Annotated in this window: 26 protein-coding genes and 1 other RNA gene; 18 read left to right on the forward strand and 9 right to left on the reverse strand. The window is 55.2% G+C overall.

Going from position 1 to position 24,256, the window contains the following annotated elements:
* Window positions 1–6: 6 nt before the first annotated feature.
* Together OLX08_RS02655 and OLX08_RS02660 are read right to left on the reverse strand one after the other, a co-directional pair.
* The gene (locus tag OLX08_RS02655) at window positions 7–723 is read right to left on the reverse strand and encodes a DUF1326 domain-containing protein (RefSeq protein ID WP_048598136.1); all 717 of its coding nucleotides are present in this window, start codon (window positions 721–723) and stop codon (window positions 7–9) included.
* 63 nt (window positions 724–786) lie between these two features.
* Window positions 787–1,524, reverse strand: a complete 738-nt coding sequence (locus OLX08_RS02660; RefSeq protein ID WP_391482316.1) for a DUF2182 domain-containing protein — start codon at window positions 1,522–1,524, stop codon at window positions 787–789.
* A gap of 106 nt (window positions 1,525–1,630) precedes the next feature.
* Between OLX08_RS02660 and OLX08_RS02665 the strand changes: the two genes are divergently transcribed.
* The 4 genes from OLX08_RS02665 to ssrA all read left to right on the forward strand — a co-directional run bounded on the left by OLX08_RS02665 (window position 1,631) and on the right by ssrA (window position 4,368).
* Window positions 1,631–2,359 (forward strand): FadR/GntR family transcriptional regulator, encoded by a 729-nt coding sequence (locus OLX08_RS02665; RefSeq protein ID WP_391482317.1) that lies wholly within the window; start codon window positions 1,631–1,633, stop codon window positions 2,357–2,359.
* Between the two features lie 98 nt (window positions 2,360–2,457).
* On the forward strand, window positions 2,458–3,498 hold the full coding sequence (locus OLX08_RS02670; RefSeq protein WP_391482319.1) for an extracellular solute-binding protein: 1,041 nt from the start codon (window positions 2,458–2,460) through the stop codon (window positions 3,496–3,498).
* A 103-nt stretch (window positions 3,499–3,601) separates the two neighbouring features.
* Window positions 3,602–3,958 carry a DUF4345 family protein gene (locus OLX08_RS02675; protein ID WP_391482321.1) on the forward strand — a complete coding sequence of 119 codons (357 nt, stop codon included), beginning with the start codon at window positions 3,602–3,604 and terminating at the stop codon, window positions 3,956–3,958.
* 35 nt (window positions 3,959–3,993) lie between these two features.
* Window positions 3,994–4,368, forward strand: a transfer-messenger RNA (tmRNA) gene (gene ssrA / locus OLX08_RS02680).
* A gap of 43 nt (window positions 4,369–4,411) precedes the next feature.
* On the opposite strand, the gene OLX08_RS02685 is transcribed toward ssrA, so the two are convergent.
* Window positions 4,412–4,999 (reverse strand): hypothetical protein, encoded by a 588-nt coding sequence (locus OLX08_RS02685; protein WP_391482322.1) that lies wholly within the window; start codon window positions 4,997–4,999, stop codon window positions 4,412–4,414.
* A 255-nt stretch (window positions 5,000–5,254) separates the two neighbouring features.
* Between OLX08_RS02685 and OLX08_RS02690 the strand changes: the two genes are divergently transcribed.
* The 4 genes from OLX08_RS02690 (at window position 5,255) to OLX08_RS02705 (ending at window position 7,667) form a co-directional block, all read left to right on the forward strand.
* On the forward strand, window positions 5,255–5,767 hold the full coding sequence (locus OLX08_RS02690) for an SspB family protein (protein ID WP_391482323.1): 513 nt from the start codon (window positions 5,255–5,257) through the stop codon (window positions 5,765–5,767).
* Between the two features lie 91 nt (window positions 5,768–5,858).
* Window positions 5,859–7,250, forward strand: a complete 1,392-nt coding sequence (gene fumC / locus OLX08_RS02695; protein ID WP_391482325.1) for a class II fumarate hydratase — start codon at window positions 5,859–5,861, stop codon at window positions 7,248–7,250.
* Window positions 7,247–7,420 carry a DUF4169 family protein gene (locus OLX08_RS02700; protein ID WP_391482326.1) on the forward strand — a complete coding sequence of 58 codons (174 nt, stop codon included), beginning with the start codon at window positions 7,247–7,249 and terminating at the stop codon, window positions 7,418–7,420. The genes fumC and OLX08_RS02700 overlap by 4 nt, the downstream gene beginning before the upstream one ends.
* Entirely contained in the window at window positions 7,413–7,667 is a 255-nt protein-coding gene (locus OLX08_RS02705) for a ribbon-helix-helix domain-containing protein (protein WP_391482327.1), read from the forward strand. Before OLX08_RS02700 ends, OLX08_RS02705 begins: the two co-directional genes overlap by 8 nt.
* Here the strand turns inward: OLX08_RS02705 and OLX08_RS02710 are convergent.
* Window positions 7,664–8,137, reverse strand: coding sequence for a DNA polymerase III subunit chi (locus tag OLX08_RS02710; RefSeq protein ID WP_391482329.1), 474 nt, complete (start codon window positions 8,135–8,137; stop codon window positions 7,664–7,666). The genes OLX08_RS02705 and OLX08_RS02710 overlap by 4 nt on opposite strands.
* Before the next feature lies 1 nt (window position 8,138).
* Window positions 8,139–9,605, reverse strand: coding sequence for a leucyl aminopeptidase (locus OLX08_RS02715; protein WP_391482330.1), 1,467 nt, complete (start codon window positions 9,603–9,605; stop codon window positions 8,139–8,141).
* 168 nt (window positions 9,606–9,773) lie between these two features.
* On the opposite strand from OLX08_RS02715, the gene lptF reads away from it, so the two are divergent.
* Genes lptF through rsmA form a run of 6 tightly spaced genes read left to right on the forward strand, consistent with a single transcriptional unit; the run spans window position 9,774 to window position 17,239 of the window.
* Complete coding sequence (gene lptF / locus OLX08_RS02720) at window positions 9,774–10,901, forward strand: LPS export ABC transporter permease LptF (protein ID WP_391482332.1); 1,128 nt, start codon at window positions 9,774–9,776, stop codon at window positions 10,899–10,901.
* On the forward strand, window positions 10,898–11,992 hold the full coding sequence (gene lptG / locus OLX08_RS02725; protein ID WP_391482333.1) for an LPS export ABC transporter permease LptG: 1,095 nt from the start codon (window positions 10,898–10,900) through the stop codon (window positions 11,990–11,992). Before lptF ends, lptG begins: the two co-directional genes overlap by 4 nt.
* The gene (locus OLX08_RS02730; protein ID WP_391482335.1) at window positions 11,989–14,124 is read left to right on the forward strand and encodes an LPS-assembly protein LptD; all 2,136 of its coding nucleotides are present in this window, start codon (window positions 11,989–11,991) and stop codon (window positions 14,122–14,124) included. Before lptG ends, OLX08_RS02730 begins: the two co-directional genes overlap by 4 nt.
* The gene (locus OLX08_RS02735; RefSeq protein WP_391482336.1) at window positions 14,090–15,373 is read left to right on the forward strand and encodes a peptidylprolyl isomerase; all 1,284 of its coding nucleotides are present in this window, start codon (window positions 14,090–14,092) and stop codon (window positions 15,371–15,373) included. Before OLX08_RS02730 ends, OLX08_RS02735 begins: the two co-directional genes overlap by 35 nt.
* A gap of 3 nt (window positions 15,374–15,376) precedes the next feature.
* Complete coding sequence (pdxA, locus tag OLX08_RS02740) at window positions 15,377–16,393, forward strand: 4-hydroxythreonine-4-phosphate dehydrogenase PdxA (protein WP_391482337.1); 1,017 nt, start codon at window positions 15,377–15,379, stop codon at window positions 16,391–16,393.
* Window positions 16,394–16,396: 3 nt separating this feature from the next.
* Window positions 16,397–17,239, forward strand: coding sequence for a 16S rRNA (adenine(1518)-N(6)/adenine(1519)-N(6))-dimethyltransferase RsmA (gene rsmA / locus OLX08_RS02745; protein ID WP_048598103.1), 843 nt, complete (start codon window positions 16,397–16,399; stop codon window positions 17,237–17,239).
* A 61-nt stretch (window positions 17,240–17,300) separates the two neighbouring features.
* On the opposite strand, the gene OLX08_RS02750 is transcribed toward rsmA, so the two are convergent.
* The 4 genes from OLX08_RS02750 to OLX08_RS02765 form a co-directional block, all read right to left on the reverse strand.
* A complete protein-coding gene (locus OLX08_RS02750) occupies window positions 17,301–17,894 on the reverse strand; it encodes a DUF4167 domain-containing protein (protein ID WP_391482339.1) in 594 nt (197 codons plus the stop codon).
* A gap of 215 nt (window positions 17,895–18,109) precedes the next feature.
* Window positions 18,110–18,967: a peptide chain release factor N(5)-glutamine methyltransferase gene (gene prmC, locus OLX08_RS02755; RefSeq protein ID WP_391482341.1), complete on the reverse strand. Its 858-nt coding sequence runs from the start codon at window positions 18,965–18,967 to the stop codon at window positions 18,110–18,112.
* Complete coding sequence (prfA, locus tag OLX08_RS02760) at window positions 18,964–20,013, reverse strand: peptide chain release factor 1 (protein ID WP_391482343.1); 1,050 nt, start codon at window positions 20,011–20,013, stop codon at window positions 18,964–18,966. The genes prmC and prfA overlap by 4 nt, the downstream gene beginning before the upstream one ends.
* Before the next feature lie 39 nt (window positions 20,014–20,052).
* On the reverse strand, window positions 20,053–20,481 hold the full coding sequence (locus tag OLX08_RS02765) for a DUF1499 domain-containing protein (RefSeq protein ID WP_391482344.1): 429 nt from the start codon (window positions 20,479–20,481) through the stop codon (window positions 20,053–20,055).
* Between the two features lie 127 nt (window positions 20,482–20,608).
* On the opposite strand from OLX08_RS02765, the gene mazG reads away from it, so the two are divergent.
* Genes mazG through OLX08_RS02785 form a run of 4 tightly spaced genes read left to right on the forward strand, consistent with a single transcriptional unit; the run spans window position 20,609 to window position 24,250 of the window.
* A complete protein-coding gene (gene mazG / locus OLX08_RS02770; protein ID WP_391482346.1) occupies window positions 20,609–21,442 on the forward strand; it encodes a nucleoside triphosphate pyrophosphohydrolase in 834 nt (277 codons plus the stop codon).
* A 2-nt stretch (window positions 21,443–21,444) separates the two neighbouring features.
* The gene (locus OLX08_RS02775; protein ID WP_391482347.1) at window positions 21,445–22,407 is read left to right on the forward strand and encodes a nucleoside hydrolase; all 963 of its coding nucleotides are present in this window, start codon (window positions 21,445–21,447) and stop codon (window positions 22,405–22,407) included.
* On the forward strand, window positions 22,404–22,853 hold the full coding sequence (locus OLX08_RS02780) for a GNAT family N-acetyltransferase (protein ID WP_391482348.1): 450 nt from the start codon (window positions 22,404–22,406) through the stop codon (window positions 22,851–22,853). Before OLX08_RS02775 ends, OLX08_RS02780 begins: the two co-directional genes overlap by 4 nt.
* On the forward strand, window positions 22,850–24,250 hold the full coding sequence (locus OLX08_RS02785) for a protein adenylyltransferase SelO (protein WP_391482350.1): 1,401 nt from the start codon (window positions 22,850–22,852) through the stop codon (window positions 24,248–24,250). The genes OLX08_RS02780 and OLX08_RS02785 overlap by 4 nt, the downstream gene beginning before the upstream one ends.
* Window positions 24,251–24,256 lie beyond the last annotated feature (6 nt).

Here is a 24,256-nt window from a genome sequence, read left to right on the forward strand (position 1 = left end):
CCGGCCCTATTTTGGTTTGGGACCGGCCCAGTCAATTGCGCAAATCTCAGCAGACATGCCGCCAAAATCCCACACGCGGCCGTAGTCGCGCACTTTGGACTTTAGGCCCTTGGCGGCTATGATGTTTGGACCCATCCAATATTTGGAGTTGGTAATCGTGACGGGCTCATCCGGTGAGGCGCCGTCGATCATCTCGATCTCGCCTGCAATCTTGCGCCCGATATAAAGACCACGTTTGGTGCCATCACGGACGATTTCAACTTTCTCACGCTCAGCCCCGATGATCTCAGAGACAAGGAACGTGAACAAACCGGTAGTACCGCCTGCTTGACCGCTGAAAATCTTGAGGATGCCGTTATAGGCCTTCTGGCTTGCGCGCTCATCAACGTAGGCTGCAACTTTCCAATTCCCCTCGCCCATACGACCCGGGATATCGACCAACAAACCTACGTTAAGCCCTGCAAGATCTTCGCCCTCAAAGTGGCCCTCATCAATGGCAATCGCCATCCACGCGTGGCAGTGCCCTTCGGTGGGAGGATGCGCGCCAAGGCTCACGACGCAGGGGCAAAATACCGTGCATGAGCAGTTGAGGAAAAGCTCGCCCTTAATGGCCCAATCCGTTGGACGCATTTTGCGGCGCAGAGGGTTATTTTCCATCTTCTGGTCGATCCGTTGGGAAATCGCGATGCGATCACTTTCGGTCCGTTGTTCTGTCGTGGCCATCGACGTAGCCCTCCTCGCTTGTGCGCAAATCGCGCGGTCAAATCATCTGCGCAAAGATGCGCGCTAAAGTACGTTGCTGACGCCAAGCCCAAGGCCCGCCGCGATCAGCGCATATCCCATCGGGCGCGTCACGAATGCGCCCAGCTGTGGCAATTTTTCAATCACCATAAAGAGCGTTGCCGCCCCCATCCACAAAAGGCTCATCACGCCCCCCACAAAGCCAAGCGCCATGAAGCCCCAACAACACCCGACACAAAACGCCCCAAGACCAAGTCCCATGCGCAGACCGCCAAGCGCGCCAGTGCGCCAGTGACCCAAGAAATACATCGTCGGCGCGTGGCAGACCCCGTGGCAAACCTCTTTGACGCGGGTGAACTGGAAAGCCCCAACGACCACCAACAGCCCTGCGGAAAGCCATGTAGGCGCAATGCCCAATTCGTCGACCAATCCGGCAGATGCCAGCCATAATTGTGCGGCGGTAATTAGTGCCGCGAACGCCACCCAAACAATTGCATATCCTAAAAGCACACCAAGCCAGCCTGCGCGTGTGCCGTTTGCACTTTGCATCAGGTCTTCATAGGCGCGCAAAGTTGGCACCATCGTTGGCAACATCATCGCCGCCATCATGATTGCCCACATCGCAAAAAGCGGGCCGAACGTCTCCATCGGCATCATGTTCATCCCAACGGGGCGGCCAATAAGGTCAACGCCAGACATCATCGCCATCATGTACAAAAACGCCCATGACGCCAAAATAACGCCAAAAAACGAGAGCCAAAGAATGCTGCGGACTGCGACCATGACGCGGATCTTTCGTATTTGTCTTTCACTTATGTCGAAGCGACTCGACCTGTGCAAAATTAAATGTCAGACTTTTGAAATTACGCAATAGATAATTGTCAGACATATGAAAACGAAGCTTGATCCCTCTGCTGATCTGTCGGCGCAAATTGCCGGTGCGATCCGAGATGCCATTATTGACGGGACTTTGCCCGTTGATGAGCGATTACCCTCGGAAATTGAGCTTTGCGAGCAGTTCGATGTGTCACGATCAACTGTGCGCGAAGCCCTCAAGCGGCTTGCGGCGCAATCGCTGATCCGCACGCAGCGGGGCGCCACAGGCGGTGCTTTTGTCAAACGGCTCAACTATGCGGATGCCTATGCACAGCAAATCACAACATCCACGCTGTTGCTGTCGATGAACGAAGTTGATTTTGCCACGGCCTGCGAAGCGCGTTTTACGCTTGAGCGTGCATGCGCGCCGCTTAGCGCCAAACGCAGGACGCCCGATCACCTTGCGACAATGCGGGCTGAAATTCACCGCCAAGGACAACGCGGACTTTCTGATGAGGCCTTCTGCGCCTCGGATGTGGCTTTTCACCGCGCGCTTGTTGATGCGGCCCATAATCCAGTTTTGTCGTATCAACTGGCCGGCGCCGTAGAGGCCATGCAGCCCTTGATGAACATGATCACTTTCACGGCGCGCGACCGTGATAAAATCATACGCCTACACACCGAGTTAGCGAACGCCATTGAGCAAGAAAACGCCGTGGAAGCAGACCGTGTGCTGCAAACTCTGGCCAGCGAAACCAACGCCATGGCAGACACAGTATTTACTGCCCGCGCAGGACGCTAATCACTTGCGCGGTGCGCCACTTTCCATGTAGGGGCAGCGCACTAAACTATTCATTGTCGTGACCCACTATTTTTGATTTTTCCCGTCGGAGGATTCCAATGAAACGTCTACTTTTGACTTCAGCCGCTGCGCTGTTTGCCACCACTGCTTTTGCCGCTGATCCTGAATTGATCGTGTTTGATTGGTCCGGCTACGAAGAAGAAGGGTTCTACCCCGATTACACTGCTAAACATGGCGACATCCCCACTTTTGCGTTCTTTGGCGAAGAAGAAGAAGCGTTTCAAAAATTGCGCTCTGGTTTTCGCGCCGACGTCGGTCACCCGTGCTCCCAATCTGTTGAGAAATGGCGTGATGCCGGCCTAATTGAGCCATGGGATATTTCACAAATTCCAGCCTACGCAGATGTAGATGCGGCCTACAAAGAAAACCCGATCTTTGCAGATGAGACAGGCGTTTACTTTATCCCCGCTGACCTAGGTGCGACCGCAATCGCCTATAACACTGAAGAAGTTCCCCCTGCGGATATCGAAAGCCTTCAGGTATTCCTTGATCCAAAATACGCAGGCCGCACATCTTTGCCTGACAACGTAGACGATGCCTATTCACTGGCATTTTTGGCAACTGGCGTAACCGACTGGACAACCGCAACCCCTGCGCAAGTCGATGCCGCTTCCGAGTGGATGCGCAAGGCCCACGCCAATGTCCGCGCCTATTGGGCAGACGGTGCAGAATTGGCGCAACTGATGGCAACTGGCGAAGTACTGATTTCATGGGCATGGAACGAAACTCCTGTGACTATGGCAGCTGACGGCGCGCCCATCGGTTACCAACGCGAAGCCAAAGAGGGATCATCGCTGTGGTTCTGTGGATACGTGAACCTGCAAAACGGCCCCGGCTCTGAGCAAAAAGCGCATGACTTTATGAACGCATGGCTTCAGCCAGAGGTGACTGACTACATGGTCAACGAATGGGGCTATGGCCACGGTAACGCACAGGCCATGGCAGACTTTGACACAGCGATCCTTGATGAAGTTGGAATGGGCAAAATTGACGCTCCAATCCTGCGTCAACTGCCTCTTGAAAACGCAATCCGCGAGCAGATGGTCGCGTCCTTTGAGAAAATCAAAGCCGGCTTTTAAGCGCGGCGTTTGAACTGTTAGAACAGCGACGGGCGTACGCGCCCCTCGCCATCTGCCAGATCACCTCTATGTCATACCACAGAGCAAAAACGCAGAGGATGTCATGGTAGAGTATATTTCGATCGGATTGGCCCTGTTGACCATCGGCCTTGGGGCGTTTGGCTTTTTGGCCCCCCGTTACACCGCCTCCGCACTTGATCTGGAAACCACCCACACAACAATGGGCCTGTCAGAAATGCGCGCCAGCGTTGGCGCCTTATTTGTGGCCGTTGGGTTTGCGTGCTTGTTCACTGGCAGCGCGTCCGCCTACTTTATGCTTGGGGTTGTATACGCAGGTGCTGCAACGGGCCGTGCGCTATCCCTTATTCTTGACGCTCCCCCTTTTCGCAAAGCCCTGACGTTCTTCGCTTTTGAGGCGATACCCGCTGCCTTTTTGCTGTGGGCACATAGCCTGACCTGAAGACGCGCGGATAAATCCCGCGATCACACCAGCTACCTGTTGCAAACCACAGCCAGCCGATTATGTATGACCTGTCTCTTCGGGGACTATGGACATAAACGCGCTCGTAATAAGCGGATCGGACCCGGGGGCGGTACCCGGCGACTCCACCATATTACCTTCGGCGGCATCCTTCATTTGGGGAGGTCATTCGGGATTGTGGGGTCGAAATAGGATCGACGAACGTCTAAAGGGGTTTGCTTTGTTTCGGTGAGTTACCACCGTTATCGGTACATTTAAGCTAGTTGCAAATGACAACAAAGCTCCAGTAGCACTCGCAGCGTAAGCAGCGCGTAATACTGAACTCTAAGTCCTAAGGCCTAGCAGCTTTAGGCGGGGTTCGCAGGTACCTGGCAACAGAAACCTGCACTTCCCTACCTTTCTACATCCTATCCATAGACGCCACTTTGAATGCTAGGATGCACAGCTTGCGATGCTGCCGTTTACCTCACCCACATGGCGAAAATCACTTGAAATATAACGGTACGTATAATTCAGCCCATACTCATCCATCAGAGTACGAATAGCAGTGTCAGTGCAAATGTTGTCATAAACCAGACGGGCTTGTTCGGCCAAGGCGGCTTCACGGTCAATCTGATCATAGCGCGAGTTATACGTATAATAATACCGCACGTTCAGCTTATCGATTGTCATGTTATCAAAGTGCAAAAGTTGGCCACGCTCGGATTTTACGCTTTCATTCAATTGCCGTGCGGAGCGTTCGAAAAAAGCCACCACTTCAAGCTGCTCAGGTGACAAGTCATCTGTGCGGCTCAGCTCTGTTTGGCTGTTGGCAACCACCGACTGCAAAGTTGAGATTGTGCTCAGCGTCAGCGGATCCGCTTGCTGTCGCGTGACTTCTACATCTGCTTGCACACTTAGCGGCGCAGATCCATCAACCCGTTGATCTGTCATCAAAAAAGCGCTGCCCAAGCCAAAGGCTACCCCGACACCAACTAATCCAAAACCTTTTAACCCCGAAGCAAAACCTTGCTTTTCCATTACTGCGTCCCCCAAAGACATTAGGCCAATTTGGCAGTGGCCTTATATGGCGCTGCACAACATCTTGCGCAGCATTAATCAAAAGATACAATTAAATGACACTTTTGATCAAGTCATGGTTTAGGGCCTGTTTCGCGGCCTTGCCAAACCGACGCAGCAAATGTTGCATCAATTGTGACCCCGCCCCTTTTACTTCACCGCAAGGAGACGTAGGGTAAAAGCCAGTTGACAGATGGCCTCAAAGGAACCGCATCTATGGATCGCTCAATTGACTACGGAAACCTGATGCACCGCGCGATGCGCAGCTTGATCCAGAACGTTCTAAACGATGTGGCAGCGAACGGACTGCCCGGTGAGCACCACTTTTTCATAACATTCGACACTATGCACCCGGACGTGGAAATTGCCGACTGGCTATCAGACAGATATCCGGGGGAAATGACCGTCGTCATGCAGCATTGGTTCGATAACCTGAACGTCACCGACGAAGGCTTTGCGGTCACGTTGAACTTTGGCGACAGCCCCGAGCCACTTTATATTCCATACGACTCGATCAAAACATTTGTGGACCCGTCCGTTGAATTTGGCCTGCGCTTTGAAAGCCAAGACGATGATGAAGATGATCTAGAAGACACTGATTTGGACCTGCCAGATGACGTCGACTTGCTGCCTGTCACCCAAGCAAGCAGCCCCGACCGCGCCACGGACAGTGACGCTCCCAAAACCAAGGCAGACGTTGTGAGCCTTGATAGCTTCCGCAAGACCTAAACCAACGACAGCCAGTAGCAGCTGCTAGTTATTGCGCGGCGCATCTTTGCGCGCTAAACGGCATACAACAGTATACGAACAGGATTTCATCATGAGCACCACCCGCACCGAGACCGACAGCTTTGGCCCATTAGAAGTTCCCTCCGAGAAGTATTGGGGCGCACAAACACAGCGCAGCATCATGAACTTCCCTATCGGTTGGGAAAAGCAACCAATCGCGATCGTGCGTGCATTGGGCGTGATCAAACAAGCCTGCGCACAAGCTAATATGGACAACGGCAAGCTGCCCAAAGAATTGGGCGATGCCATCATCCAAGCCGCATCCGAAGTGGTTGCGGGCAAATTCGATGACAACTTTCCGCTGGTCGTCTGGCAAACCGGCTCTGGCACGCAGTCCAACATGAACGCCAATGAGGTGATCGCAAACCGCGCAATTGAGATCTTGGGCGGCGTCATCGGGTCAAAAGATCCCGTGCACCCGAATGATCACTGCAACATGGGCCAGTCGTCAAACGACACATTCCCGACCGCAATGCACATTGCCACCGCGATGACAGCGCGCGACGTATTGATCCCCGGCCTTGAGAAATTGCACGCGGCCTTGGCAGCAAAAGTAACAGAATTTGACGGCATCATTAAAATTGGCCGCACCCACACTATGGACGCGACACCGCTGACGTTGGCCCAAGAATTCTCTGGCTATACGCATCAAGTTGCGATGGGGCTTGAGCGCATCAAATCTGCCCTGCCCCGCATCAATGAGCTCGCCCAAGGCGGCACGGCTGTAGGCACCGGTCTGAACACCGTACAAGGCTGGGGCGAGCAAGTCGCAGCCAACATGGCGGCCATCACGAACCTACCTTTCGTAACAGCACCGAATAAATTCGAAGCCCTCGCCGCACATGACGCGATGGTTGAGATGTCCGGCGCGTTAAAAACCGTTGCGGCCAGCCTGTTCAAAATCGCAAACGACATCCGCCTTTTGGGGTCTGGGCCGCGCTGTGGTTTGGGCGAATTGATGTTGCCTGAAAACGAACCCGGCTCATCCATCATGCCCGGCAAAGTAAATCCAACCCAATGCGAGGCCCTGACCCAAGTGTGCGCACATGTGTTTGGTAATGACGCAGCCGTGGGTTTTGCAGGCAGCCAAGGTCACTTTGAGTTGAACGTCTACAAACCGATGATGGCCTATAACGTGTTGCAATCCATGCAATTGCTGGGCGACGCCTCTGTTGCCTTCACCGATAATTGCGTGTCGGGCATCCAAGCCAACACCGACAACATCACGCGCATTATGAATGAATCGCTGATGCTGGTAACGGCGCTGGCCCCGGAAATTGGCTATGACAACGCAACAACCGTCGCAAAAACAGCGCATAAAAACGGCACGACCCTGAAAGAGGAAGCGATCGCGTTGGGCTTTGTAGACGCCGAAACTTTCGACCGTGTTGTCCGCCCTGAATTGATGATCGGCCCTAAGTGAGCGTCATCAACCTAAACAAGGCCCGCAAGGCCAAGGCGCGCGCCTACAAAAAGGCGCGCGCTGATGAAAACGCTGTCAAATTTGGCCAAAGCAAAAGCCAGAAAACCATCACTGCCGCACGCAAAGCACAGCTTTCTAAGCATTTGGACGGTCATAAAACTGATGGCTGAGCGGCCTACAAAACGCTCGCTTACCTTGCGTGGGCACCGCACTTCGGTGTCGCTTGAAGATGCTTTTTGGAACAGCTTTCGCCAAATAGCTGCAGAGAATAACAAACCAATCAATGTGTTAGCGGCTGAAATTGATGCGACACGCGGTGTCGATATCGGGCTAGCGTCGGCAATTCGTCTGTATGTGCTGCAATATTACCAATCCAAAATAGCCCCGCACGGCGCCAAAGATATTACAGACGTCTAGTCAGGCTTGTGCTCGGCTTTCTTTTCCCACCTACCGCTTTCCTCAGACCAATACTGCGCCGTCACGCCCGCACCGGTTAAGCTGCGCCATTGCTCCCGCGCGTGCTGAAGTGCTGCGCCATCATTGCCATCAAACAGGATGCACGCCCGCGTAAGCGCTGTAGCCTCATCGGCGGTCACCTCAGCGCCGTGAACTGACATCAGACAGTTGGCGTTGTTCGGATAAGATGCCTGTGCGCCTTTGGTCAGCAAGATTGGTTGCGTCGCATCATGATCCCCGCCGGCAACGCCGTGGGGCAAAAAGCTGTCGTCGCGCGCGGTCCAAATTGCCAGGTCCAGCGCCTCCAGATCAGTGGCTTCAGTCCCGCGTACCACGCATTTCATTCCTGCCCCCACCGCTTTTTCGAGCAGTGCTGGCAACGTAACCTCAAGCGGCGCGCGGGTTAGATGGTAAAAGTAAACTTCGCCCACGTTATGCTTCGTAAGTATCTGCAATCAAACGGTTCAGGGCCATCACGCCCCACCCCGTTGCCCCTTTGGGCGCATGAGCCGTATCCGCCTTCACACTTGCCACACCAGCAATATCGAGGTGAATCCAGGGCATGCCGTCGTGGATAAAACGTTGCAGAAATTGCGCCGCAGTGATGCTACCTGCCGCACGTGTGCCTACGTTTTTCATATCAGCAACAGCACTTTTAATCTGAGCGTCATACTCGGGGCCCATCGGCATGCGCCATGCCCCTTCACCCTCAAGCCCTGCGGCAGCCAAGAAGTCTGCACAAAGCGTGTCGTCGTTTGAAAACACACCTGCGTTGTCATGGCCAAGGCCCACTATGATGGCACCGGTTAGGGTCGCCAAGTTGATCACGCCCGTTGGCTTGAAACGCTCTTGAGCATACCAAAGCACATCCGCCAGAACGAGGCGCCCTTCGGCATCAGTATTGATGATCTCAACTGTGTCGCCTTTCATGGAGCGCACAACATCACCCGGGCGCGTAGCTGTTGAGCTTGGCATGTTTTCCACCAGCCCGATCAGCCCCACCACATTCGCTTTGGCCCCACGCATGGCCAGCGTTTTCATCACGCCTGCCACGACGCCCGCGCCGCCCATGTCCATCGTCATGTCTTCCATGCCGCCAGCAGGCTTTAGGCTGATGCCGCCCGTGTCGAACACAACCCCCTTACCAACAAGCGCGAAGGGCGCTTCATCACCGCCGCCGTTCCACTTCATCACAACCACTTTGGACGGCGATGCACTACCTTGGCCAACACTCAACAGGGTGCGCATGCCCAACTCTTCAAGGGCGTCTTCTTCAAGCACTTCAACTTCAAGGCCAAGGGCCGTTAGCGCGGCAAGACGGTCGGCAAATTCTGTTGTTGTCAGAATATTCGCAGGCTCTGTCACCAGATCGCGGGTGAAAAACACACCCTCGGCAATCGCACGCAACTCAGCCAACTGACCATCAAGGGTTTCTGGCTTGTTCGCCATAACGTTCAAAGCGCCAAAAGTTTTAGGTTCTGCGGTTTTATGATCCTGAAACTGATATGCGCGCAGCAGCGCACCAAGCGTGATCTGATCTGCGTGCTTGGCACTTCCCGCCATGACCAAAACATCACCTGCACCAATTGCTTTGCCAACCTGCACACCCGCTTTGCGCGCCGTAGGTGCATCCGCACGGCGGTCCAGCTTGATGATTTGCACCGCACTTGCGGCCATACCTGCGGGCCATGCCAAATCCGTAGTGTCCGCCGGTTTCATGTCAGAAAACGCGTCCGAGCCCACAAACCGTTCAACAGCCCCTTTGCTGAGCCGGTTCACGCGGCGCCCCGCCTGATCAAGCTTGCCTTCTGCATCCACAAAAATGACGACGCGGCCGGTGTGTGCGGCTATCGCGTCTAGATTGGTTTCAGATGCGGTGACGGTAATCAAATCAGTCATGGCTGGTGTCCCTTTAAACTCATGCGGCATTCACGCCGACCTTTGGCTATAGCTAGCGTGCAGACATAGGATTGACCAGAAACGAGTTTCGCCTGCCGTGTGCATGGGCTAGTGTGCAGCAACAGTCTGCCGACACCCACATCAAGATCAGGAGCCTCGTGCGCGCCAATGCCCCGGTTTGACCGCTACATGCTGTCCCAACTTATGGTGCTTTTCGGGTTTTTCAGCCTTGTTTTGGTGCTTGTGCTTTGGGTCAACCGCGCTGTGCGCTTGTTCGACCAACTCATCGGTGACGGGCAAACTGCGTTGGTGTTCCTTGAATTTTCCGCACTGACCCTACCCGTAGCAATCGCCGCAGTTCTGCCCATCGCGTGCTTTGCTGCGGCGGTCTATGTGACAAACCGAATGAGCCAAGAGAGCGAGTTGGTGGTGGTTCAAGCCACTGGCTACTCCGGCTTCAGGCTTGCGCGACCCGTTTTGGTGTTCGGGATGGTCGTGGCGGTTTTGATGTCACTGCTGTCGCATGTTTTGATGCCCATGAGCACCGCACGGCTCTTGGATCGGACCGCGGAAGTGTCGCAGAACATCACCGCCAAACTGCTTAGTACGGGACGATTCCAACACCCAGCAAAAGATGTGACGCTATTCATTAGTGACATCACAGAGCGTGGCGAACTGGTTGGTTTGTTTCTATCAGATGCGCGAAACCCGGAACGCAGCGTGACCTACACCGCCAAATCAGCGCTTTTAGTGCGGGGGGAAAGCGGTGCAAAATTGGTGATGTTCGATGGCCAAGCGCAAACTCGCCGCGCCTCAACCAATCAGATATCGATCACCACTTTTGCTGATTTCGCTTACGATATCGGCGGGCTGATTTCATCGGCTCCAACAGGTAAACGCAAAGTGGATGAGTTAAGCACAGCAGAGCTGCTCGCGGCGACACCTGCAGTGCAAGACGAAACAGGCGCATCGCGCGCCACGTTGATCACGGAAGCCCACCTGCGGTTTGCGCGCCCCCTTTTGGCCCCAGTCTCGGCGCTGATGGGATTTGCGTTCTTGATGGTGGGCAGCTTCAGCAGGTTTGGCATCTGGCCCCGCGTCGTATGGGCGACCATCGCATTGATCTTGACCAAACTCGGCGAGAACATTGTCACCGCAAAAGTACTGGAAGAGGCAAACCTCTGGCCACTGATGTATGTTCCAGCCTTCGGGGGCACCTTGGTTGCAATCGCCCTTTTGTGGCTATCGGCTCGCCCCAGCCTGCTGCGCCGCCGCACGCGGGAGATCACCACATGACGCTGCACCTATACTTTGCAATAAAATTCCTGCGCAGTTTTTTGGTGGTTGGCGCTATTTTCTTTGCAGTCCTGCTGTTGATTGATGTGCTCGAACAGGTTCGCCGTTTCAGCGATGCGGATGTGTCTTTTGCAGGCATCCTTGGGCTGGCCGCTTTAAACGTGCCATCGGGTCTCTACACCATTTTGCCGCTCATCACGATCATCGCCACACTGACGCTGTTTCTAGGCCTTGCGCGTACATCTGAGCTGGTGATCACACGGGCGGCGGGGCGAAGTGCGTTGCTGTCACTTCTTGCACCGATCGTCGTAGCCGCGGGGCTAGGTGCGCTCTCCGTGAGCGTCCTGAACCCACTGGTTGCTGCAACCTCCAAACAATACGAGGAGAACGCTGCGCGCTACACAGACGGCGCGGCCTCAGTTCTATCTGTTTCAGACGAAGGGCTCTGGCTACGTCAGGGCGATTTGCGCGGGCAAACCGTGATCCACGCACAGCAATCAAGTGCCGACGGCACGCGGTTGGTTAATGCGATGTTCTTGGCTTATTCCGAGGACGGCCTGCCCATTACGCGGGTCAATGCAGTTGAAGCGGTTTTGACCTACGGGGCTTGGCGGTTGCGGGATGCAAAGACTTGGCGCTTAAACGACCCTAACCCCGAACGCACCGCGATCACTGCAGAAATGTTAACCATTCCTACGGACCTCACGCGGGACCGAATTCAAGATAGTTTCGGCACCCCAAGTGCTGTTCCAATCTGGGCGCTGCCGCGCTTCATCGCAGATCTCGAAACCGCTGGCTTTTCGGCGCTATCCTACAGGATCTGGTATCATATGGAGTTGGCGCTTCCGCTATTTTTGATCGCAATGGTCCTTATTGGGGCCGTGTTCACCATGCGCCATGTGCGTTTTGGCAAGACCGGTCAGATGGTGCTCTATGCAATCATGATGGGTTTTGGTGCGTTCTTTTTGCGCAACTTGGCGCAGGTGCTTGGTGAAAACGGTCAAATCCCGATTATCCTTGCCGCATGGGCACCCCCAATTGCTGCGATCTGTTTGGCAATTGCGATGCTGCTTCATTTGGAGGACGGATGATGTTGCGTGTTTTGAGCCTATCCGCAGGCATTTTGCTCTCTACTCTGGGCCCTGCCGCAGCACAAAACGCAACATTAGTTGCCGACACCATCAGTTTTGACGGCGCAAATCGTCTGGTCGCATCGGGGGCCGTTGAAGTCCTTTTCGGCTCAACGCGCCTGAAGGCATCGCGGGTAGTTTACGATCAAGCCACTGACAAATTGCGCATTGAAGGACCGCTGACCTTGGTCGACGGCGACACAATCGTTGTGGCAGACGAGGCGCAAATCAGTCAGGATTTGCGTGACGGTGTACTGGAAAGCGCGCGGGTGGTTCTGGCCGAACAGCTGCAGCTTGCAGCGACCGAAGTGAACCGCGTAAGCGGCCGTTACACTCAGCTTTACAAAGTTGCAGTCACCAGCTGCCACGTTTGCGGAGCAGATGACCTGCCCCTTTGGCAATTGCGGGCCAAAGAAATTGTGCACGATCAAGGCGCGCGACAACTCTACTTCGACAGCGTTCAGTTGCGCGTGTTGGATATCCCCGTGTTCTATCTGCCCAAACTTCGCCTGCCTGATCCAACGCTTGAGCGGGCTGCTGGCTTTTTGGTGCCAAGCCTGCGCACGAACAGCCAGCTTGGAACCGGCCTGAAGCTGCCGTATTTTATACCGATCGGGGACGACAAAGACCTGACGCTGACCCCCTATTTTTCGTCATCCACCGCAACAATCGAGTTTCGTTACCGACAAGCCTTTGCCAGTGGTAATCTGAACGTGCGCGGTGCGCTGACCGACGATGATCTTGTACCCGGGCAACGCAGCTATCTTTTTGCGGACGGATCATTTGACTTAGGTCGGGATTACACGCTCAGTTTTGATATCGAACAAACATCCGACGACACATATTTGATCGACTACGGCTATAATGCAAAAGACCGCCTCGACAGCGCCATCAGCCTTGAGCGGGTGCGCGCTAAAGATGCGTTTGATGCAACATTGACGTACTTCAAATCACTTCGCTCAGGCGAGCAAACCTCAACCCTTCCGCCCCTTGTTGGCGATCTGCGCTATACAAAGCGCCTAAATGTTCGCGGTGGCACGCTTGATCTCAGCGGCGACATTCACGCACATCAAAGATTTTCGGGCACCGACGCTGCGGTTCACTCAGGTGCAACGCCGTTTAGTTTTGCCCCCGCTGGCCGCGACGTCACACGTCTCAGCGCTGCTGCCCTCTATCAAAAAGGCTGGTTCATGGCCGGCCTTGCGATTGATTTTGATGCACGCATTGGCGCGGATGTCTACACCTCAGGAGACGATCTTGGTGAGGCTGACACCCTAAGCCGCGCAACACCTGCAAGTTCAATCACCCTGCGGTATCCGCTTGCGAAAAATACGGACCAAGCGACGCATATCCTTGAGCCAATTCTACAACTTTCATGGGCAGACACTTTGGGTGACACGCCGCGCAACGAAGACAGCACACGCTCAGAATTCGACGAAGGTAATCTGCTGTCTTTTAGCCGTTTCAGCGGGCACGACGCAGTTGAAACGGGTTTACGCACAACGGTTGGCTTGAATTACGCGCGCACAGGAAAGGATGGCTGGCATTACGCACTTAGTGCTGGCAAAAGTTTCCGTGCGGATACAGATGATGATTTCGCTGCGACAACAGGGCTGGTAAACCGTAGCTCAGACTGGCTGCTGGCAGCACAAGTCAAATTCAACGATGCGCTGACACTGACCAACCGCGCTGTCGTGCAAGACGATCTGACATTTCAAGGCAATGATCTGCGCCTGTCGTATCAAACCACGGATTGGCGTTTGGCCAGCAGTTATTACTGGTCCCAAGCGGACACAGACCTACCGAACACAGATTTTGCAGAACTGACATTAGACGGCAGCTACCACTTTGACCGCTATTGGTCAGCCCAGGGTGATCTGCGCTATGACTTCAACGAAGGTACCGCAGCGCGCGCCGGTTTTGGCGTGAGTTACGAAAATGAATGCATTGTTGTCGGTGCCGCAGTCTCACGGCGCTTTACCTCATCAACAAATTTAGATCCCACAACCGATTTCGACCTGACCGTGTCACTTAAAGGGTTCAGCACGGGCCGCTCTCGTGGCACAATGGAAAAATCGCACCGGTGTAATTGAGGCCAGCAGCACAATGATCAAATCGTTTTCCCGTTTCGCCAAGAGCGCCTCACAGGTGGCTTTTGCTTTTGTTATCTGTTCCTCAGCCGCACTGGCGCAAAATCAATTTGCGCCGGCGATCAAAGTGAATGACCGCGTCATCACCGGCTACGAGTTGGATCAACGGGCACGTTTTTTGCAGGTACTCAATGCGCCGGGCAACCCTGCAGACTTGGCACGCGAGCAACTCATTGATGACCGGCTCAAGCAAGACGCGCTTGCATCAGCGGGGATAACTCCAAACCGCGAGCAAGTTCTGGAAGGGATGGCAGAATTTGCAGGTCGCGGTGGGCTCACACTTGAACAATTCATCACCGCTATTGCCCAAGACGGCGTAGACCAGCAATCATTTCGCAGTTTCGTCGAAGTGGGCATCGGTTGGCGCGAGTTTGTTCGGGCACGCTTTGCGCCCCGCGCCGCAGTCAGCGACACCGAGATCGAGCGCCGCATCGCCCTGTCTTCAGCCAACCAAGCAGGTGGCGTACGGGTTCTGCTGTCCGAGATCGTGTTGGCGAATTTACCAGAAGTCGCCGATGAAACCCGCGCGCGGGCGGAAGAAATCGCACAAGTTCAATCAATCGCACAATTTGCAGCGCTTGCACGACAGTATTCGTTGTCCAACAGCCGCGAAAACAGTGGCCGGCTGAATTGGCGCGCCTTGTCGGACTTTCCTCCAGCCATCGCACAGCGCTTTTTGTCCCTGCAGCGTGGTGCGGTCACACAGCCCATTTCATCCGGTGAAGCAGTTGTGCTGTTTCAACTGCGCGGCATTGAAGAAACAAGCGCACCAAGCCCCGCCCCCGCAGCAATCGACTATGCGGCCTATTACATCGCTGGCGGGCGCTCTGAAGCGGGGCTCAAACGCGCCGCAGAAATCCGTGCCAGCGTCGATACATGCGATGATCTATACGGCGTTGCCCAAGGCCAACCTGCGCGCGTCTTGGACCGCGGTGCGCTGGCACCTTCAGATATCCCCAACGACATCGCGCTTGAGCTAGCCAAACTGGACGACAACGAAGTTTCAACTGCGCTAACGCGCGCTGGTGGCGATACCTTGGTGTTTTTGATGCTGTGTGGTCGCACACCCCAACTTGGCGAGGACATAGACCGTGGTGCCATCCGCACCTCACTTTTGAACGAACGTGTTGAGCGGTTGGCCGAGGGCTTCTTGGCCGAACTACGCGCAGATGCGATCATCACCGACCAATAGGCAATGACCCAAACCACACAGCAAAAAGCCCCAATCGCGCTTAGTTGCGGTGAACCCGCTGGCATTGGCCCCGAGATTGCCGCCAAGGCATGGGACCGCTTGCGGGGCCGACAGCCGTTTTTCTACCTAGGTGACCCACGACACATACCGGTCGGCACTCCCATCCGCGAGATACATACCCCCCAAGACGCAGTGCACGTAAGTGCCGAAGCGCTACCTGTTCTGCCGATTACTTTTCCGGCCGAAAACATCGCTGGACAGCCAGACCGCAGAAATGCAGCCGGCGTTATCGAAGCCATCGCGCGTGGTGTGTCCTTGGTGCAATCGGGTGAAGCCAGCGCGTTATGCACAGGGCCCATCAACAAAAAAGCGCTTAAAGACGGCGCAGATTTTGCCTACCCGGGTCACACAGAATATCTCGCAGCATTGGCGGGCGTCGATCAGGTCGTCATGATGCTGGCGTGCGACGCACTGCGCGTTGTGCCTGTCACCATTCATATCCCCCTTGAGGACGTCCCGACCCAGCTGACCGCAGCGCGGTTAACGGACACGTTGTTGATCACCCACCGCGCGCTAAGGCGTGACCTTGGCATAGACGCCCCGCGGATTGCGGTCGCAGGCCTTAACCCCCACGCGGGCGAAGGTGGTGCCATGGGGCGCGAGGAAATCGACATGATCACCCCTGTGCTAGATGCCTTGCGCCGTGAGGGTATGAACATCACGGGGCCTTTGTCGGCCGACACGATGTTTCACGCAGCCGCACGCAAAAACTATGATGTGGCGGTGTGCATGTATCACGACCAAGCACTTATCCCGATCAAGACGCTTGATTTTTCGGGCGGCGTCAACGTCACCCTTGGGTTGCCTTTCATCAGAACCTCACCTGATCATGGCACCGCTTTTGACATTGCGGGCCAAGGAGTTGCAGATGCCGATAGTCTTATCGCCGCCCTGAACATGGCACGCAAAATGGCCGACGCAAAAACGGGCAATGCCGCGCCCGCTACAACAGAAAAATAGCTAATGGCCCAGATAGATACCCTTCCCCCGCTTGCAGATGTGATTGCGGAAAACCAACTGTCTGCCAAGAAATCCCTTGGGCAGAACTTTTTGTTGGATTTGAACCTGACAGCAAAAATCGCGCGGCAGGCAGGCTCACTGACAGATTGCGACGTTCTTGAAATCGGACCTGGTCCCGGCGGCTTGACCCGTGGGTTGCTTGCCGAAGGGGCGCGCCGCGTTTTGGCAATTGAAAAAGATCCCCGCTGTGGTCCCGTACTGGATCAAATCAGCGCCGCCTACCCCGACCGGCTGTCCTATGTCATCGGTGACGCGCTTGACGTGAACCCGCTTGAGCACCTGACGCCGCCCATCAGAATTGCGGCAAATCTTCCTTATAACGTGGGTACAGAGTTGTTGGTTCGGTGGTTAACCCCACCTGAATGGCCACCGTTCTGGAGCAGCCTCACGTTGATGTTCCAGCGCGAAGTCGCCATGCGTATCGTTGCGGAACCGGGCAGCAAAGCCTACGGACGACTGGCCGTTTTGGCCCAGTGGCGCGCAGATACGCGCATCGCGATGTCACTTCCACCAGAGGCGTTCACACCCGCACCAAAAGTGCATTCAGCAGTGGTGCATTTGACAGCCCTTCCCAAACCACGGTTTGAGGCGGATGCCAAAGTGTTATCACGGGTTGTGGCGGCAGGATTTAACCAACGCCGCAAAATGCTGCGCGCATCACTCAAAGGCGTGGCGCCCGATATCGAGGACCGCCTTATTGCAGCAGGTATCAAACCAACCGAGCGCGCTGAAACAGTTGGGCTGGAACAATTCTGTGCTCTTGCCCGCGCCGTAGCTGCTGGTTGAGTGGACGTGATGCTAAGCGCAGCTTGGCCGCATTCAGCGCAGTCTCTAAACGCTTAAAAGCTTATTCAGCTGCGGATGTATCGGGCGTTTGCTCAGCCGCAGGGGCCTCTGACGGAGCTGAAGCAGTCTCTGAAGCTGCCTCTGCAGACCCATTTTCATCTGTTTTCGCAACACGAGGCTTGCGCGGACGGCGGATACGCTTAGGGCGCTCAGCCGGTGCATCTTCAGAAGTTGGCGCATCTGTATCCGTATTTTGCTCAGCGGGTGCCTCACTGGCATCTTCCGATGCCTCAACGGGGCCGCCTTCACGTTCCTGACGCTCGGCGCGCTCTTGGCGTTCACGGTCGCGTTGCTCTTGACGCTCACGGTTCAGGCGCTCTTGCTCTTCGCGCTTTGCCTCAACTTCACGCTGCGCTTCGCCAAGGATACGCAAGTAGTGTTCGGCGTGCTGCTGAAACGCTTCGACGGCAACGCGGTCACCGGAAAGCTGTGCATCGCGAGCAAGTTGCGTGTATTTATCAATGATTTGCTGAGGCGTGCCGCGCACTTTGCCTTCGGGACCAGAGCTGTCAAAAACACGGTTAATGACGTTGCCACCGGACGGGCGATTAGTGTTGCGGCTTTTGTTCCGCGAGCGGTTTTTAGATGATCTCATAAGGTATCGATGGCCCGTTTAGTGGCGCCTCACATCGGCGCAGTCCATTTTTATACGTGATACATGCGTAAAGAAGCGCGTCGCGGCTTCCAATACTCGCAGTGTCAGCTTAACAGCGATGATTGAACTGGTTCCAATCCCGTCGCTGGGTAGACAAAAGCACTTGGCGCAGGCAGTCGCAAGCCAAAAGACACAAATTTTATGTATTTAATGCCTTAAATCACCTGTGCTGGTGACTTTTGACCACACACAACACGGTCTTTGCCGTTAATATCCTTAAACAAGCCGACATTTGCCCATAACGCCTGTTCAAACAGCGCAACCACATCTGGCCCCTGCCCTGCGCCAATTTCGACAATGATACGCCCATCTGCTGTCAAAAATTGCGCCGCATCAGCCGCCAGAACGCGATAAACCTTCAGCCCATCGGCGCCAGGTGTCAGCGCCATATGCGGCTCCCACTCGCGCACATCACGGGCAAGTCCTGCCATTGCATCTTCGGCAATATAAGGCGGATTTGAAACGATCAGATCATACGGGCCGCTCGCCCCACCCAACCAGTCCGAGCGGTAAAATGCGGCACGGTCCGCCACACCGCAGGCGATGGCATTTTGCTCTGCAACAGCCAAAGCGGCCGCTGAAAGATCGGCCCCCTCGCCCGTCGCCGCCGGATTTTCAGCAAGCAAAGTGACAAGAATGCTCCCCGACCCTGTGCCAAGATCAAGAACTTTTGAATAAGGCGCAGATAACGCCCGCTCAATAAGCGTTTCAGTATCAGGGCGCGGGTCGAGCACATCTTTGGTCACAATAAACTCGCGGCCATAAAATGCACGTCGACCGATGATTTGTGCCACAGGTTGATGGCCCAATCGCGCATCGACGTAGGCTTCAAAAGTGACCGCCGCCTGCGCGGAAATTGTATCATGGCTGTGAAGTGTAAGGCGCGATGCAGCGATGCCCAGTGCGTGGGCCATTAGGCGGCGCGCATCAGGTGCAGGCTCAGCAACACCCGCTTCACGCAACCGCACAATTGCTGCCATCAAAGCAGATTGCACCGTTGCGGGCGTGCTCATCCGTTCATCTCGGCCAGAAGATTTGCCTGTGCTTCAGCAGTCAGCGCGTCAATGGTCTCGGTCAGATCGCCGCCCATAATTGCGTCCAACTTGTAAAGCGTCAGATTGATCCGGTGATCTGTCATACGACCTTGCGGGAAATTATAAGTACGAATGCGCTCGGACCGGTCACCACTGCCAACTTGGCTTTTGCGGTCAGCGGAGCGTGCATCATCGACCCGCTGGCGCTCCATATCATAGAGGCGTGTTTTCAAAACCTGCATCGCGATTTCGCGGTTACGGTGCTGCGATTTTTCCGAACTCACCACGATGATGCCCGTGGGAATGTGCAAAATCCGCACGGCAGAGTCGGTTGTGTTAACGTGCTGTCCGCCTGAGCCACTGGCCCGCATCGTATCAATGCGCAGATCGCCTGCATCAATTTGTACGTCTACATCCTCGGCCTCGGGCAATACGGCCACCGTTGCCGCAGAGGTATGAATACGCCCGCCGCTTTCAGTTGTCGGAACACGTTGCACGCGGTGCACGCCGCTTTCGTACTTCAATTTTGCAAAAACACCCGTGCCCTGCACGTGTGCAGTCACTTCCTTAATGCCGCCCAGTTCAGTTTCCTGATGCTCGATGATTTCGAATTTCCAGCCCTGTGCCTCGCTGTAGCGTTGATACATGCGCAACAAATCACCTGCGAAAAGTGCAGCCTCGTCGCCACCTGTTCCCGGACGGATTTCGATCATTGCTGGCCGCGCATCGGCCGCATCTTTAGGCAAGAGCGCAAGTTGTAAGTCACGCTCCGCATCTGGGACAGCCGCCCGCAGGTCCGGCAATTCCATCTCTGCAAGCTCACGCATTTCTGGGTCAGACATCATCTCTTCTGCGTCACTTAAGTTCTGCAAAAGCTGTTGGTAGGCGTTGATCTGTGCCACAACGGGACCAAGATCAGAGTATTCTTTGGACAAAGTCGCAATATCTGCGCCCGCCTCAGACATGGCGGCTTCAAGGTATTCGTGGCGTTGCAAAATTTGCGCGAGGGTATCAGCTGGGATCATGCGCCCTATGTGCCCAATGCCAGAACGGCGCGCAAGCTTTTAGAGGCCCGCGCGTTCCAAGACCGCCGTGATCCGCGCTTTATTCACGCCCAGATCAGATTTGCCGTAAATCAAATGCCCTGCGATATGCACTGTGTCGCCCTCAATCCAAACACGCGTCACATCCGGAAACGCCCAAAGCGCGCTTCGGGTCACAAATGTCGCCGGTGCATCCGCAACTTTGCGCGTGCGCGGGAGGGCCGACAGTGCAGACGTAATCTCAGCCAATGCGGCCTCGGCATTCGTGACTTTGCGCACGGCATAATGCCCCCCCGCGACGGGATATTCCCCCACCGTCAATGACGCAGGAACCGGCGCGCGGGCCACAGATACAGGCGCCAAACGAATGTAGGCGGCAGCAACCACGATGCTTGCCACAATGCCAATCACAATACTGGAGATCACTTTCGCTTTTCCTTTTCGCTTCATATCAGCCTCTCTTTGCCGAATGCGGGCCCTGCTAAGTCTGTTGATCAAACGTTGCGCCCCGAATGCATTGGAACTCTGGGCGCTGAATGCATATGTTGCCCCAAACAGGCGCTTGAGGAGGTGCATAATGCAAAATCATGAGCTGATCCACACGCCAAACGGCGGCATCAAACGCTTATTGCACATCATGGAATGTTTGCGCGATCCAGATACGGGCTGCCCGTGGGATATAGAGCAAACTTTTGACAGCATCGCCCCCTATACCATTGAGGAGGCTTATGAAGTTGCCGACGCCATCGCGCGCAATGACGTTGCTGATCTGAAGTCAGAGCTAGGCGATTTGCTGCTACAAACCGTCTATCACACGCAAATAGGCACGGAGGCTGGCCACTTTACGTTTGACGATGTGGCAGACGCGATTGCGCAAAAAATGCTGGACCGTCACCCCCATGTATTTGGCGATCAAAGCCGCGATAAATCAGCAGAGCAGCAAAAGAAAGACTGGGAAACCATCAAGGCCGCCGAGCGCGAAAAGCGTGGCGAAGCCGGTGTTCTGGACGGGGTCGCTTTGGGTCTGCCGGCCCTGCTACGCGCCCAAAAGCTGCAAAAACGCGCCGCGCGTGTAGGGTTTGACTGGCCAGAAACAACACAAGTGCTGGATAAACTGAAAGAAGAAGCGGCTGAACTGGTGGACGCCACAGCAAATAAAGATGCCGATGCAGTTGAAGATGAAATGGGCGATTTGCTGTTCGTAATGGCAAATCTGGCCCGCCATCTTGGCGTTGACCCAGAGGCGGCTCTTCGGCGCACCAACACCAAATTCACCACAAGATTTGCGTGGATCGAGGCAGAGCTGGCCAAAGCCGGCAAAAGCCCTGAGGACAGCACGTTGGACGAAATGGACAGCCTGTGGAACGCAGCCAAAGTGGCGCTGCGCGCACAAACGGCAAAAGGTGCTTAAATATGACCCGTAAAATCATCATCGATACGGACCCCGGCCAAGACGACGCAATCGCGATTTTACTGGCGCTGGCAAGCCCCGAAATTAACGTGCTGGGGATAACAGCCGTGGCTGGCAACGTCCCACTGCTCCTGACAGAACGAAATACGCGGGTGGTGTGTGAACTGGCTGGACGCGCTGACGTACCCGTTTATGCAGGGTGTGAAGCGCCACTATCGCGCCCGCTCATTACAGCCGAACATGTGCATGGCGGCACGGGGCTGGACGGCCCTGTGATGACAGAGCCGGCCATGACGCTTCGCCCTGAGCATGGCGTGGACTTTATCATTGAGACCTTGCGCGCCGAGCCTAGCAAAACCGTGACGCTCTGCCCGCTTGGGCCGCTGACCAACATCGCGAAAGCCATGCAGCAAGCACCAGATATCACGAAACGCATCCAAGAAATCGTGCTTATGGGCGGTGCCTATTTTGAAGTGGGTAACATCACGCCAGCGGCAGAGTTCAACATCTTCGTAGACCCTGAGGCCGCGGACATCGTGCTGCGTTCTGGCGTGCCGATTACGATGATGCCGCTGGATGTCACCCATAAAGCGCTTGCCACAAAACCGCGCATCGAGGCCTTTCGCGCCTTAGGCACAACCCTTGGCACAACAGTCGCCGAGTGGCTCGATTTTTTTGAACGCTTCGACACCCAAAAATACGGTACAGAAGGTGCGCCGCTGCATGACCCCTGCGTGATTGCCTATCTCATTGCGCCTCAGCTTTTTGAGGGCCGCCATGTGAACGTGACTGTTGAAACCGGCTCTGAGTTGACCCTTGGTATGACAGTTGTTGATTTTTGGCGGATTACCGAACGCGCAGCCAATGCAACCTTCATGCAAAACCTTGACGCTGATGGCTTCTTCGCGCTTTTGACCGAGCGATTGGCCACCCTGCCCCACACCCCATCAAAGGCCCCATCGTGAGCACATCTTTACATCTTGCGGGGCCTGAGGCTCTGCCCAAACTCATCACCATGGTGTCGGCGCTTCATCAAAGTGAAGGTATCACCACGGATGAAGCACAGATCGGCCAAACCATCGCACCGCTTCTTGATGGAAGTCCATTTGGCTGCGTGTATTTGATCGGGCCAAAAGTTGCACCCGTGGGTTATGTCATCGTGACTTTCACATGGTCAGTTGAATTTGGCGGCCTCATTGCCATGATCGATGAGTTTTTCATCCGCGAAAACATACGCGGACGTGGGATGGGCAGTGATGTGTTAGTCAGCCTGCCGCGTGCACTTGCCGATGCCGGAGTGACCGCCATTCATCTAGAGGTTGGCAAAACAAACATCCGTGCACGTGGCCTTTATGAGCGTTTGGGCTTTGCCGCACGCGACGGCTATCAAACAATGGTGCGCACCCTATGAAACCCGAAACTAACATCCCCTTCGACAACAGTTTTGCGCGCCTACCTGAGGCGCTCTATGCGCGGCAGACGCCTGAAAAAGCACCAGCGCCTGAGCTGTTGGCCTTCAATGAAACTCTCGCAAATGACCTTAACATTAAAGTTGAACCGTCTGATATTGCAGAGATTTTCAGTGGTAATGAAATTCCAGATGGCGCGGACCCGATTGCTCAGGCTTATGCAGGGCACCAGTTTGGTAATTGGGCCGGACGCTTGGGCGACGGCCGCGCAATCCTACTTGGCGAAGTCATTGACCGCGAAGGCCAGCGCCAAGATATCCAGTTAAAAGGCGCAGGCCGCACAATGTTTTCGCGCGGCGGCGACGGACGTGCATGGCTGGGGCCTGTGCTGCGCGAATATGTTGTCAGCGAGGCAATGCACGCTTTGGGTATCCCGACCACCCGTGCGCTCGCAGCGGTTGCAACCGGTGCGTCTGTTTTGCGCGAACAAGGGCCGTTGCCGGGCGCGGTGCTGAGCCGTGTTGCCAAAAGTCACATCCGAGTCGGCACATTTCAATATTTTGCAAGCACGGGTGATAATACGAACCTTCGGGTGCTGTTTGAACACACCGTCGCGCGTCATTACCCGCACGTCGGCACGCCGCTTGAATTGCTGCGCGCGGTCCTGAAGGCACAATCAGAACTGGTCGCAAAATGGATGGGCGTCGGCTTTATCCACGGGGTGATGAACACAGACAATTGCCACATCGCCGGACAAACAATTGATTACGGTCCGTGTGCATTTATGGATGATTTCCGCGGTATGCAGGTCTTTTCCAGCATCGATCAAACCGGCCGCTACGCCTATTCAAACCAACCCAATATGGCCGCATGGAATTGTGCGCAACTTGCCACCGCGTTGCTGAACCTCGAACCCAACCGCGATACCGCAATTGAGGCCTTCCAAGACGAGATCGGCACTTTTGGCGAAATATTTATGGCTGATTACCTAAAAGTGTTCGGCGCCAAACTTGGCCTGTCCACGCCCATGGCCGAGGATGCCGATCTGATTGAAACGGTCCTAAGCGCAATGCAATCAGAGGGCGCCGATTTCACAAACACCTTCCGCGCACTGACCGATGACAGTTTTGATGCGCGCCCTGAATGGCACAGCGCTTGGGCCGACCGTGTCGCGCGCGAACCTAACGCGCATGAGGTGATGGCGGCGGCGAACCCGGTCATTATTCCGCGCAACCATCAAATAGAGAACATGATCGCCTCTGCGGTAAGCAGTGACTTGAGCCCCATGAAATACCTCAATACCGCGCTGCAAATGCCTTTTGACCCGCAAAGCGACGACGCATTGCGCCGCCCCCCTGAGCCTTATGAAAAGGTCGCCGCAACATTTTGCGGCACCTAAACGCGA

It is taken from the genome of Nereida ignava (assembly GCF_047114695.1).
Taxonomy (GTDB): domain Bacteria; phylum Pseudomonadota; class Alphaproteobacteria; order Rhodobacterales; family Rhodobacteraceae; genus Nereida; species Nereida ignava.